Here is a 12,508-nt window from a genome sequence, read left to right on the forward strand (position 1 = left end):
CGCTTGGCGACTTGGTTCACCAGGCTGGCCCCCATGCGCACCCGTATCAAGATCTGCGGCATCACCCGACCCGAAGACGCCCGGGCCGCCGTGCAGGCGGGCGCGGACGCCCTCGGGCTGGTGTTCTATGCCCCAAGCCCTCGTGCTGTCACCCCGGAACAGGCCCGTGTCATCGCCGACGTGGAAGCCCCGTTTGTCACCCGGGTCGGCCTGTTCGTGAATGCGGATGCCCAGTGGGTGCGCGAGGTGCTGGCCCGGGTCCGTCTGGACCTGTTGCAGTTCCATGGGGATGAATCCCCGGAGTACTGCAGGTCCTTCGGCCTGGATTACATCAAGGCCATCCCCATGGCCGAGCCCGTGGCCGTGGGCGAATACATGGACCGTCATCCTGGCGCCCTGGGCTTTCTGCTGGACAGCCATGGCGCCGGTCAGGTGGGCGGGACCGGCAAGACCTTCGACTGGTCCAGCTGGCCTGACCGGGCAACACGCCCCCTGATCCTGGCCGGCGGACTCCATCCGGACAACGTGGCCGCCGCCGTGCAACAAACCCGCCCCTGGGCGGTGGACGTGAGCAGCGGCGTGGAGTCGGCCCCCGGCCTGAAGGACCCGGAACGCATGACCCGATTCATCAGCGAGGTATTACGTGTCGACCGTGATCAAGCCTGAACAGACGCCGGACTGGCGAGCCTTCCCGGATGCCCGCGGGCATTTCGGGCCCTATGGCGGCCGTTTCGTTTCCGAGACCCTGATGGAACCCCTGCTGGAACTGCAGGAGGCTTATCAGCGTTATCTCCAGGATCCGCAGTTCCTGGCAGAGCTTGACCAGGACCTGGCCCATTACGTGGGGCGCCCCAGCCCCCTCTACCTGGCCGAGCGACTGACCCGGGAGCTGGGTGGAGCCAAAGTCTATCTCAAGCGGGAAGACCTCAATCACACCGGTGCCCACAAGGTGAACAACACCATCGGCCAGGCCCTGCTGGCCAAGCGCATGGGCAAGACCCGCATCATCGCCGAAACCGGCGCCGGTCAGCACGGCGTGGCCACTGCCACCGTGGCGGCCCGGCTGGGGCTGGAATGCGTGGTCTACATGGGCGCCGAGGACATCCAGCGCCAGGCTCCCAATGTCTACCGCATGCGCCTGCTGGGCGCCCGGGTGGTGCCGGTCACCTCCGGTTCCCGCACCCTCAAGGACGCCCTCAACGAGGCCATGCGGGACTGGGTCACCAACGTGGACAATACCTTCTACATCATCGGCACCGTGGCCGGTCCCCACCCCTATCCCGCCATGGTGCGTGATTTCCAGGCCATCATCGGCCGCGAGGCCCGTGAACAGTACCAGGCGGCCGAAGGCCGGCTGCCCGATGCCCTGGTGGCCTGTGTGGGCGGCGGTTCCAACGCCATCGGCCTGTTCCATCCCTTTCTTGCCGACGAGGGGGTGACCATGTACGGCGTGGAGGCCGCCGGTGACGGCATCGATACCGGGCGCCATTCCGCGCCCCTGTGTGCCGGCAGACCCGGTGTGTTGCATGGCAACCGCACCTATCTGATGGAGGACGAGGACGGTCAGATCATCGAGACCCATTCCGTCTCCGCCGGCCTGGACTACCCGGGTGTGGGTCCGGAGCACGCCTGGCTCAAGGACGTGGGTCGGGTGCAGTACGTGCCCATCACCGATCGGGAGGCCATGGATGCCTTCCACCGCCTGACCCGCACCGAGGGCATCATCCCCGCCCTGGAATCCAGCCATGCCGTCGCCTACGGCCTCAAGCTGGCGCCGACCCTGGCCCCGGAGCAGGGCATCATCATCAATCTGTCCGGCCGGGGTGACAAGGACATCAATACCGTAGCCCGTCTGGAGGGGATCGAACTGTGAGCCGCATCGCCGCCCGTTTTGAAGCCCTCAAGGCCCGTGGCCGCAAGGCCCTGATCCCCTACATCACCGCCGGTGACCCGGAGCCGGGCAACACCGTTCCCTTGATGCACGAGATGGTGGCGGCCGGTGCCGACATCATCGAACTGGGGGTGCCCTTTTCCGATCCCATGGCCGACGGTCCCGTGATCCAGCAGGCCTGTGAGCGGGCCCTCAGGCACCGTGTCAGCCTGCGCAAGGTGCTGGAGATGGTGGGTGAGTTCCGGCGCGACAACATCGAGACCCCGGTAGTCCTCATGGGGTATCTCAACCCGGTGGAGATCATGGGCTATGAGACCCTGGCCCGTGATGCCGCCCGGGCCGGCGTGGACGGCGTGCTGACCGTGGACCTGCCGCCGGAGGAGAGCGCGGAATTGGCCGGGGCCTTGAAGCGCCATGGGGTTGACCCCATCTTCCTGCTGGCACCCACCAGCCATGAGGCGCGCATCCGCGGCGTGAGCGAGGTGGCCGCCGGGTTTGTCTATTACGTCTCCCTCAAGGGTGTCACCGGGGCCGCCACCCTGGATGTGGATGCCGTGGCCCAAAAGCTGGCCTTGATCCGTCGCCAGACGGACCTGCCGGTGGGGGTGGGTTTCGGCATCAGTGATGCCGAGACTGCCGCCAGAGTGTCCCGGATCGCCGATGCGGTGGTGGTGGGCAGTGCCTTGGTCAAGCGTATCGCCGCCCATGCCGACGACCCCGCCGCCGGGCGTCGTGAAGTGACCCAGGTGCTGGCCGGAATGCGTCGTGCCATGGATCAGGCCACCACCGCGACCCCAGCCTGAGCCGGGACCCCGATTCATTCATCCAAACGTTGACGATCGCCCATGAGCTGGTTTGAAAAACTCGTTCCTTCCCGGATCCGCACCGACGCCACCAACAAGCGGGCGGTGCCCGAAGGTCTGTGGCTGCGCTGCGATGGCTGTTCCGCCACCCTGTACCGCCCCGAGGTGGAGCGCAATCTGGAAGTCTGCCCCAAGTGCGGTTTCCACATGCGCATCAACGCCCGCAGGCGTCTGGAAGCCTTCCTGGACGAAGGCGAGCGCCAGGAGATCGGTGCCCAGATCGAGCCGGTGGACATGCTGAAGTTCCGTGACAGCAAGCGCTACAAGGATCGTCTGGTGGCGGCCCAGAAGACCACGGGCGAGAAGGATGCCCTGGTGGTCATGCAGGGCCGGTTGTTCGGCATGCCGGTGGTGGCGGCGGCTTTCAACTTCAATTTCATGGGGGGTTCCATGGGCTCCGTGGTGGGTGAGCGTTTCGTGCGCGGCGTGAATGCCGCCATTGAGGCCCGCTGCCCCGTGGTCTGCTTCTCCGCCAGCGGCGGCGCCCGTATGCAGGAGGCCCTGTTCTCCCTGATGCAGATGGCCAAGACCAGTGCCGCCCTGGCGCGCCTGAAGGAGGAGGGGCTGCCCTTCATTTCCGTCATGACCGATCCCACCATGGGCGGCGTATCCGCCAGTCTGGCGATGCTGGGTGACGTGAATGCCGCCGAGCCCGGTGCCCTGATCGGGTTTGCCGGTCCCCGGGTGATCAAGCAGACCGTGCGCGAGACCCTGCCGGAAGGTTTCCAGCGGGCCGAATTCCTGCTGGAGCATGGCGCGGTGGATCTGATCATCGACCGTCGCCAGATGCGGCCTCGCCTGGGCAAGCTGCTGGCCATGCTGACCCACCAGCCCGCGCCGGACATGCCGGTGCCGGAGGAGGATGGAGAGGATGTCCAGGACACTCCCGCCGAGAATGGCAACGGCAACGACCATAATGGTTCTGCCGGTGGCAACACCGGGACCAGCGCTGCAGGCGGCAGTGACAACGGCACTTCGCCTGAGTCACAGGGGCAGGGTGGTTGATGACCGCCCAGGCTGGGGCCCTGCCGCGTCATCCCACGCTGGAGGCCTGGCTGGCCTGGCAGGAACAGGCGCACACCCGGCCCATTGATCTGGGGTTGGAGCGGGTGGCCCAGGTGGCCGACCGGCTGCAACTCAGGCCTGCCCCGGTGCCTGTCATCACCGTGGGCGGCACCAACGGCAAGGGTTCCACGGTGGCCATGCTGGAGGGCATCTACCGGGCGGCGGGATACCGGGTGGGTTGTTACAGTTCGCCTCACCTGATCCACTACAACGAGCGTATCCGCATTGATGGCCGCCCGGTGGCTGACGCGCCCATCTGCGAGGCCTTCACGGCCATTGACCGGGCCCGGGGCGAGATCAGCCTCAGCTATTTCGAGTTTGGCACCCTGGCCGCGCTGTGGCTGTTCCATCGAGAGCGGGTGGATGTGATGGTGCTGGAGGTGGGGCTGGGCGGGCGTCTGGATGCAGTCAATATCCTGGATGCCGACGTGGCCGTGGTCACCGCCGTGGGTATCGATCATCAGGCCTTTCTGGGGGATGATCGGGAGTCCATCGGGTTTGAAAAGGCCGGTATCTTCCGCAGTGGTCGCGTTGCCGTCTGTGGTGATGCCGACCCGCCGGCCCGCTTGCTGGGCCATGCCGACCGGATCGGGGCCCGTCTGCTGCTGGCCGGACGGGACTTTACCCCGCTGACCGGGTCGCGTACGGACACATGGCAATATCGGGGGGCGGGTCTGGTGCTGGAAGGGTTGCCCGCACCTGCTTTGTCCGGGAGTGTGCAGTACCGCAATGCCTCATCGGCGATTACCGCTGTGTTGTCCCTGCAGGAGCGCCTGCCCGTGACCCGGGAGGCCGTTGACCGGGGATTGGCCGAGGCGCGTCTGCCTGGTCGCTTTCAATTGCTCCGGGAAGCCCCGGCGCTGTGGGTGGATGTGGCCCACAACCCCCAGGGGGCGGAAAGTCTGGCCCTGAATTTGCTGGGCGTACCCTGCCGGGGGCGCACCCTGGCTGTCATGGGCGTGATGGCCGACAAGGATGTGGATGGCATCCTGAACCCCCTGCGGGATGTCGTGCACGACTGGTACGTGGCCGCGCCCCGCACCGGGCGAGCCCTGGAGGCCCCGGTACTGGCCGCCCGCGTGGCGGCACTGACCCGGCATTCGGTGCAGCCCCATGAATCGGTGATGCAGGCCTGCAGGGCAGCGCTGGCGGCTGCCGGCCCCGAAGACCGGGTGATCGTCTTCGGCTCCTTCTTCACGGTGGCCGAGGTGCTGCAGGGAGATTTTTCCGGACCTCCACCGATGGGCCATCCCGGGTTATGATTGGGGCATATGTTCATATTGGCCGGAATTTTCACGGGCCGTCAGGGTCTTTTCCATTTCAGGCCGATCGGATAACACCAACACCAACGTAGGAGTACATGCTGTGACCCAGATCGATATCGGTATCAAAGAACAGGACAGAGTCGAGATTGCCGAAGGCCTCAAGCGTCTGCTGGCTGATTCCTACACCCTCTATCTGCAGACCCACAACTTCCACTGGAACGTGGTGGGCCCCCAGTTCCGTGATCTGCACCTGATGTTCGAAGAACATTACACCGAACTGGCCACCGCCGTGGACGACATCGCCGAGCGCATCCGTGCCCTGGACGTGCCCGCCCCGGGGACCTACAAGGAATTCGCCCGCCTGAGCAGCATCGGGGAAGTGGAGGGCGTGCCGCCCGCCAAGGAGATGGTGGATCTGCTGACCGTGGGTCATGAGCAGGTGGTGAAGACCTGCCGTGACGTGCTCAAGCTGTCCCAGGAAGCCGGTGATGAATCCACCTCCGCGCTGGCTTCCGATCGCATGCGCATTCACGAAAAGACCGCCTGGATGCTGCGCGCACTGAACAAGTAAGCCCCATGCCCGGCCCCCACGGCAAGCCGTGGGGGCTCGGTGCCTGTGCGGCCGGCATGGAATGTCCCCGCAAACTCCCGCATTACCCCTCCTACCTCATTTCCATGACAATCGCCCTTTGTCTTTTTGTGCCAATTAGGGGAACATTACGCCCTTGATCTGGGAACGGGTCCCCGGGCTTCCGGCTGCGCCGGGATCGACATGGGGTATCTCTCAACGCTCGGCGTTGACCCGGTGCATGACCGGGCCAGGGCGGAGCCTCATCCCGGCATGGGCGCCGCTTGCCGTGGCAGCCCGGCCGCTACCTTAAGGCAGAACAGACAGACTATGGCTTTGACGTTTCCGTTTTCGGCGATTGTCGCGCAGGACGAGATGAAACTCGCCCTCCTCATCTCTGCCATCGACTCCAGTATCGGCGGTGTGCTGGTATTCGGGGATCGGGGCACGGGTAAATCCACCACGGTACGTGCACTGGCTGCGTTGCTGCCTCCCATGGAGGCGGTCGTCAACTGCCCCTACGGTTGCGCGCCGGAAAAACGTGCCGGCCTGTGCGGCGTCTGTGAAGGTCCCGATGCCAAGGACAAGCCCAAGACCCGCAAGGTGCCGGTGCCCGTGGTGGACATGCCCCTGGGCGTGACCGAAGATCGGGTGGTGGGTGCCCTGGATCTGGAGCGGGCCCTCACCCAGGGCGAAAAAGCCTTCGAACCGGGCCTGCTGGCCCGCGCCCATCGCGGCTTTTTGTACATCGACGAGGTCAACCTGCTGGAAGACCACCTGGTGGATCTGTTGCTGGACGTGGCCGCGTCCGGCGAGAACGTGGTGGAGCGTGAAGGCCTGAGTATCCGCCACCCCGCCAAGTTCGTGCTCATCGGCAGCGGTAACCCGGAAGAGGGGGAGCTGCGTCCCCAGTTGCTGGACCGCTTCGGCCTGTCCGTCGAGATCACCACCCCCACCGATCTGCCCACCCGCATCGAGGTGGTGCGTCGCCGGGATGCCTTCGAAAAGGATCCGGAAGGCTTCACCCAGAAGTGGAAGCGCCAGGATGCCAAGCTGCGCAAGCAGCTCGTGGACGGCCGCGCCCTGCTGCCCGAAGTGGTGGTCCCCGACGTGGCCCTGGAGCGGGCAGCGCAGCTGTGTCTGAAGCTGGGCACTGATGGCCTGCGTGGCGAGCTGACCCTGATCCGCGCCGCCCGTGCCCTGGCCGCCTTCCAGGGCGACCGGGAAGTGACCGACGAACACCTGCGTCGCATCGCCCCGCCGGCCCTGCGTCATCGTCTGCGCCGCAACCCGCTGGACGACGCGGGGTCCACGGTGCGTGTGGAGCGGGCTATCGCGGAAATGTTCGACGCATGACCGATCCGCGCGCACCCGAACTGACACCGTGGGCGGCGGCCGGCATTGCGGCCGGCCTGTTTGCCGTCGATCCGGCCGGTTGCGGTGGTCTGGTGCTGCGTGCCCACGCCGGCCCGGTCCGTGAACGCTGGCTGGAGCAGTTGCGTCAACTGTTGCCGCCGACCTCTCCCATGCGTCGTCTGCCGTTGCACATCGCCGACGGCCGTCTGCTCGGCGGTCTGGATCTGGCCGCGACCCTCAAGGCCGGCAAGCCCATCGCCGAGCGGGGGTTGTTGGCGGAGTGTGATGGCGGTGTCGCGGTGGCGGCCATGGCCGAGCGTCTGACCGTGGCCACCGCCGGTCGCATTGCCGCGGTGATGGATTCCCATGAGGTCCTGCTGGAACGGGACGGCTTGGGTCTGCGGGTGCCCACCCGGTTCGGGGTGGTGGCCCTGGACGAAGGTGTCACCGATGACGAGGTGGTGCCGGTGGTGCTCACCGACCGGCTGGCCTTCCAGGTGGACATCGTGCCCGTGGGTATCCGGGATGTGGACGAGCCCTTCTGGACCGTGGACGACATCGTTGCCGCCCGCAACCTGCTGCCCCAGGTGGAAGCGGGGGATTCCGTGCTGGAGGCCCTGTGCGGGGCCGCCATGGCATTGGGTATCGCGTCCCTGCGCATCCCGTTCCTGGCCCTGAGGGTGGCCCGTGCGGCCGCCGCCCTGGATGGTCGTACCCAGGTTTCCGATGATGATGCGACCCTGGCCGGGCGGCTGGTGCTGGCCCCCCGTGCCACCCGGTTGCCGCCCATGGAGCCGCCGGAGGATCAACAGGAGGAGGCACCGCCGCCGGAGCAGCAGCCACCGGACGAGCCGCCGCCGGAAGGGGAGGATCAGCAGACCCAGCAGGATCTGGACAAGCCCCTGGAAGACCGGGTGCTGGAGGCCGCCAAGGCCGCCCTGCCGGCCGGGTTGCTGGCCCAGTTGCAGCTGGGTGCCATGCGCAGCCGCTCCGGCTCTGCCGGCAAGGCGGGAGCGCTGCAGCAGGGCAAGTCCCGTGGGCGCCCCATCGGCACCCGTCGGGGGGAGATCCGTGCCGGTGCCCGGCTCAACGTCATCGAGACCCTGCGGGCGGCGGCTCCCTGGCAGCCCCTGCGGCGTGCCCAGGCCTTGGCCAGCGGCGCCGTCAAGGGGCCGCGGGTGCATGTGCGGCGGGATGATTTTCGCATCACCCGCTTCAAGCAGCGCACCGAGACCACCACCATCTTTGCGGTGGATGCCTCCGGTTCCGCGGCCCTGCATCGTCTGGCCGAGGCCAAGGGGGCGGTGGAGCTGTTGCTGGCGGACTGCTATGTGCGTCGTGACCGGGTCGGACTGATTGCGTTTCGGGGGCAGGGGGCCGAGTTGTTGCTGCCGCCCACCCGCTCCCTGGTGCGGGCCAAGCGCAGTCTGGCCGGGCTGCCGGGCGGCGGCGGTACGCCCCTGGCCGCGGCCATTGATGCCGTGCGTGAACTGGCCGAGGCGGTGAAGCGTCGGGGCGAGACCCCGGTGGCGGTGTTCCTGACCGATGGTCGGGCCAACATCGACCGGGAAGGCAAGCCCGGTCGACCCAAGGCCATGGAGGATGCCGTGGCCGCGGCGCGGGTGCTGGCGCAGGAGAACTTCACCACCATCCTGGTGGATACCTCTCCCCGACCCCAGCGTTCCGCCCAGGAACTGTCCCAGGCCATGAATGCCCGCTATCTGCCCTTGCCCTACGCCGATGCGGCCACGTTGTCCTCGGCGGTGCAGGCGGCCAGCAGTTAAGGGGCCGTCATGACAGGCCGGCTGGACTGGGCGCGGGATGGTCATGACTGGCCGCACCGTGACGCCAGCCGGTTTGTCGAGGCCGGTGGTCTGCGCTGGCATGTGCAGTGTCTGGGGGAGGGGCCGCCCATCCTGCTGGTTCACGGTACCGGTGCCGCCTCCCATAGCTGGCGTGATCTCATGCCCCTGCTGGCCCGTCGTTTCACGGTGATCGCACCGGATCTGCCGGGACATGGGTTCTCCTCCCCACCGGCGCGCTTTGCCGGGTTTGCCCTGCCGGGCATGGCGGCGTCCCTGGCGGCGCTGCTCAAGCAGATGAACTTGTCTCCGGTCCTGGTGGCCGGGCATTCCGCCGGGGCCGCGGTGCTGGCCCGCATGTGTCTTGACGGACACATTGCGCCCCGGACCCTGGTGAGCATCAACGGGGTCATGCTTCCCCTGCCGGGTACAGTGAGCCTGTTCTTCAGTGCCTCGGCGCGTGTCCTTTCGATGATTCCCTTCATCCCCCATTACGTGGCCTGGCGGGCCACGGATCGCCGTGCCCTGGAAGGATTGCTGCGGGGAACCGGTTCGCGGGTGGACGCCCGGGGCCTGGAGCTGTACGGGCGTCTGGTGCGCAGTCCCGGGCATGTGGGTGGGACCCTCAACATGATGGTGAACTGGGACCTGCATCCCCTGGCCCGGGATCTGGCCCGTCTGCCGGTGCCGTTGGTGCAGGTGGTCGGCGGCAATGACCGTACCGTGCCGCCCTCGGAGTCGCGACGTGTACAGGCGCTGCTGCCCCAGGCGCGCCTGGTGACCCTGCCGGGGTTGGGGCATCTGGCCCACGAGGAGCGTCCGGACCTGTTCGAGGCCCTGTTGCTGGAGCCGTTTTCGGCGTGTCCATGAAGGGAATGACATGCCTCATGTAATGCGCATTTACCCGGTCTAAATGCGCTTTTTTCGTATGGTATGCCCCGTATCTCCCTGCTAGACTGTCAAGCAATACTTACAGTTGATAGGGTTGCTCTGTGTCCACGGTGGTAGAACCTCATTCCGCAACAGCCTCCACTCACGCCAACCCGGATGCCCCCCACGCCGTGGTCATCGGCAGTGGTTTCGGCGGCCTGGCCGCCGCCATCCGCCTGGGCGCCCGAGGTTACCGGGTGACCGTGCTGGAAAAGCTGGATGCCCCGGGTGGCCGCGCCTATGTCTTCCGCAAGGACGGCTTCACCTTCGACGCCGGTCCCACCATCGTCACAGCCCCCTTCGTGCTTGAAGAACTCTGGCAGCTGTGCGGGCGGCGCATGGAGGACGACGTGGACCTGCGCCCCATGGATCCGTTCTATCAGATCCGTTTCCACGACGGCGAGGTCTTCAATTACTGGGCCGACGTGGAGGCCGTGCGCGCCGAGGTGGCCCGCTTCTCCCCCGACGACCTGAACGGCTACGATGCCTACATGCGCGACAGCGAAGCCAATTACCGGGTCGGCTTCGAGAAACTGGCCCATGTGCCCTTCAGCTCCTGGACCGACATGGCCCGGGTGGTGCCGGAGTTGATCAGGCTGCGGGCCGACCGCAGTGTCTGCGGACTGGTGGCCAAGCACATCAGGAATCCCCGTCTGCAGCAGGTGCTGAGTTTCCATCCCCTGCTGGTGGGCGGCAACCCCTTCAGGACCACATCGGCCTACACCCTGATTTCCTATCTGGAGCGGCGTTTCGGCGTCCATTCCGCCATGGGTGGAACCGGCCATATCGTCAAGGGCCTGGTGGGCCTGATCGAAGGCCAGGGCAATGTGGTGCGCTGCAATCAGGAAGTGCGGCAGATCCTGGTGGAGAACGGCCGTGCCACGGGCGTGCAACTGGCCTCCGGCGAGACCATCACCGCCGATGTGGTGGTGTCCAATGCCGATTCCGCCGCCACTTACCGCTATCTGGTGCCGGAAAGCGCCCGCCGCAAGTGGACCAACCGGCGTATCGAGCGTTCACGTTATTCCATGAGTCTCATGGTCTGGTACTTCGGTACCAAAAAGCGCTATGAAGACGTCCCGCATCATTCCATCATCCTGGGACCCCGCTATCGGGAGTTGCTGGACGACATTTTCGATCACAAGGTACTGGCGGAAGATTTCAGCCTGTATCTCCATCGCCCCACCAAGACCGATCCTTCCCTGGCCCCGGAGGGTTGCGACACCTTCTATGTGTTGTCGCCCGTCCCCCACATGGAAAGCGGTGTGGACTGGCAGCAGCAGGCTGAACCCTATCGCCGCAAGATCGAACAATACCTCTCCGAACATGTGCTGCCGGATCTGGAAAACCAGGTGGTGGCTTCCCACATGATTACTCCGCCGTATTTCCAGAACACCCTGTCTTCCTTCCGGGGCGCCGCCTTCGGGCTGGAGCCGATCATGACCCAGAGCGCCTGGTTCCGTCCTCACAATCAGAGCGAGGATGTGGATCGGCTCTACCTGGTCGGGGCCGGCACCCATCCCGGGGCCGGTCTGCCCGGCGTGATTTCTTCGGCCAAGGTGCTGGACAGGGTGGTTCCGGATGCAGCGACTATCAAAGGTGCCCCATGATCAGACTCCAGTCTTCTGAAAAGCGCATGTCCCGGCGCGCCGCCGATGCGGCGGCCTGCCGGTCATTGCTGTGTGACGGCTCCCGGTCATTCTATGCTGCGTCCCTGTTCCTGCCCCAGCATATCCGTCGGCCGGCGACCGCCATGTATGCCTTCTGCCGCCTGGCCGATGATGCCATCGACCTGGATGAGCGGGGTGACGGCCTGGAACGCATGCAGGAGCGTCTGGATCGCATCTATGAGGGTGCCCCCATGGACATCCCGGCGGATCGTGCCTTTGCCGAGGTAGTGAGGCGCTATTCCATTCCCAAGCCATTGCCCCAGGCCCTGCTGGAAGGATTTGACTGGGATACCCAGGGGCAGCGTTATCCCGACCTGGCTTCCCTGGAGGCCTACGGCTCCCGGGTGGCCGGTACCGTCGGCGCGATGATGACCCTGGTGATGGGGGTCCGCTCGCCCGACGCCCTGGCCCGGGCCTGCGATCTGGGGGTGGCCATGCAGCTCACCAACATCGCCCGCGATGTGGGTGAAGATGCCCGTAACGGCCGTATCTATCTGCCGCTGGACTGGTTGCAGGAGAAGGGGATCGATCCGGAAGAGTTTCTGGCCGATCCGCGCTTTACCCCGGCGCTGGGGGAGATCGTGCAACGCCTGCTCAAGGCTGCGGATGTGCTCTACGAGCGGGGGGCCGTGGGGATTCATGCCCTGCCGCCGTCCTGTCGCAAGGGTATGCAGGCCGCCGCCGCCCTCTATTCGGAAATCGGCCGGGAGGTGGAGCGCAACGGCTGCGACTCAGTCACCCGGCGGGCCGTGGTATCTCCGTCCCGGAAGATTCTGTCCCTTTACAACATGTTCCGTCGTTGGGGCGGGAGTGATCTGCGGGTGGTCAGGGAGATTCTGTCCGAGGACCCGCTGGAGGCCAATCGTTTCCTGGTGGATGCGGTGCGGGAACAGGAAGTGCTCAATCCGGAGATTCGCCCCCAGGGGGTGGGCATGGGTCGGGTAGAAGATCGCATCATGTGGCTGCATAACCTTTTTCAGCGCCTTGAACAGCAGGATCGCTCTTCTCCACGGTCCGGTCGTGTTTCCCGCCGTCCGGGGGGAGGGACCCCGGTAGCCGGCTGAGTTTTGTGTTGCCGTCGGGCCGGGTCATGTACCC

11 protein-coding genes are annotated in these 12,508 nt (G+C 66.1%); all 11 read left to right on the forward strand.

What is annotated here, in order from left to right; genetic code table 11:
- Positions 1-33 precede the first annotated feature (33 nt).
- The 11 genes from CKO35_RS11685 to CKO35_RS11735 all read left to right on the forward strand — a co-directional run bounded on the left by CKO35_RS11685 (position 34) and on the right by CKO35_RS11735 (position 12,474).
- Positions 34-666 carry a phosphoribosylanthranilate isomerase gene (locus CKO35_RS11685; protein ID WP_200176329.1) on the forward strand — a complete coding sequence of 211 codons (633 nt, stop codon included), beginning with the start codon at positions 34-36 and terminating at the stop codon, positions 664-666.
- A complete protein-coding gene (gene trpB / locus CKO35_RS11690) occupies positions 653-1,873 on the forward strand; it encodes a tryptophan synthase subunit beta (RefSeq protein ID WP_200176330.1) in 1,221 nt (406 codons plus the stop codon). Before CKO35_RS11685 ends, trpB begins: the two co-directional genes overlap by 14 nt.
- Complete coding sequence (trpA, locus tag CKO35_RS11695) at positions 1,870-2,694, forward strand: tryptophan synthase subunit alpha (RefSeq protein ID WP_200176331.1); 825 nt, start codon at positions 1,870-1,872, stop codon at positions 2,692-2,694. The genes trpB and trpA overlap by 4 nt, the downstream gene beginning before the upstream one ends.
- A gap of 42 nt (positions 2,695-2,736) precedes the next feature.
- Entirely contained in the window at positions 2,737-3,759 is a 1,023-nt protein-coding gene (gene accD / locus CKO35_RS11700; RefSeq protein ID WP_200176332.1) for an acetyl-CoA carboxylase, carboxyltransferase subunit beta, read from the forward strand.
- Entirely contained in the window at positions 3,759-5,081 is a 1,323-nt protein-coding gene (folC, locus tag CKO35_RS11705; RefSeq protein WP_200176333.1) for a bifunctional tetrahydrofolate synthase/dihydrofolate synthase, read from the forward strand. The genes accD and folC overlap by 1 nt, the downstream gene beginning before the upstream one ends.
- 103 nt (positions 5,082-5,184) lie before the next feature.
- Positions 5,185-5,655, forward strand: a complete 471-nt coding sequence (locus tag CKO35_RS11710) for a ferritin-like domain-containing protein (RefSeq protein ID WP_200176334.1) — start codon at positions 5,185-5,187, stop codon at positions 5,653-5,655.
- A 327-nt stretch (positions 5,656-5,982) separates the two neighbouring features.
- Positions 5,983-7,008, forward strand: a complete 1,026-nt coding sequence (gene bchI / locus CKO35_RS11715; protein WP_090203379.1) for a magnesium chelatase ATPase subunit I — start codon at positions 5,983-5,985, stop codon at positions 7,006-7,008.
- Positions 7,005-8,792: a magnesium chelatase subunit D gene (locus CKO35_RS11720; protein WP_200176335.1), complete on the forward strand. Its 1,788-nt coding sequence runs from the start codon at positions 7,005-7,007 to the stop codon at positions 8,790-8,792. The genes bchI and CKO35_RS11720 overlap by 4 nt, the downstream gene beginning before the upstream one ends.
- 9 nt (positions 8,793-8,801) lie before the next feature.
- Positions 8,802-9,680, forward strand: a complete 879-nt coding sequence (gene bchO / locus CKO35_RS11725) for an alpha/beta fold hydrolase BchO (RefSeq protein WP_200176336.1) — start codon at positions 8,802-8,804, stop codon at positions 9,678-9,680.
- A gap of 131 nt (positions 9,681-9,811) precedes the next feature.
- Positions 9,812-11,350, forward strand: a complete 1,539-nt coding sequence (locus CKO35_RS11730) for a phytoene desaturase family protein (protein ID WP_200176352.1) — start codon at positions 9,812-9,814, stop codon at positions 11,348-11,350.
- On the forward strand, positions 11,347-12,474 hold the full coding sequence (locus CKO35_RS11735) for a phytoene/squalene synthase family protein (RefSeq protein ID WP_200176337.1): 1,128 nt from the start codon (positions 11,347-11,349) through the stop codon (positions 12,472-12,474). Before CKO35_RS11730 ends, CKO35_RS11735 begins: the two co-directional genes overlap by 4 nt.
- Positions 12,475-12,508: the final 34 nt, after the last annotated feature.

The organism is Ectothiorhodospira shaposhnikovii, assembly GCF_016584105.1.
GTDB lineage: Bacteria > Pseudomonadota > Gammaproteobacteria > Ectothiorhodospirales > Ectothiorhodospiraceae > Ectothiorhodospira > Ectothiorhodospira shaposhnikovii.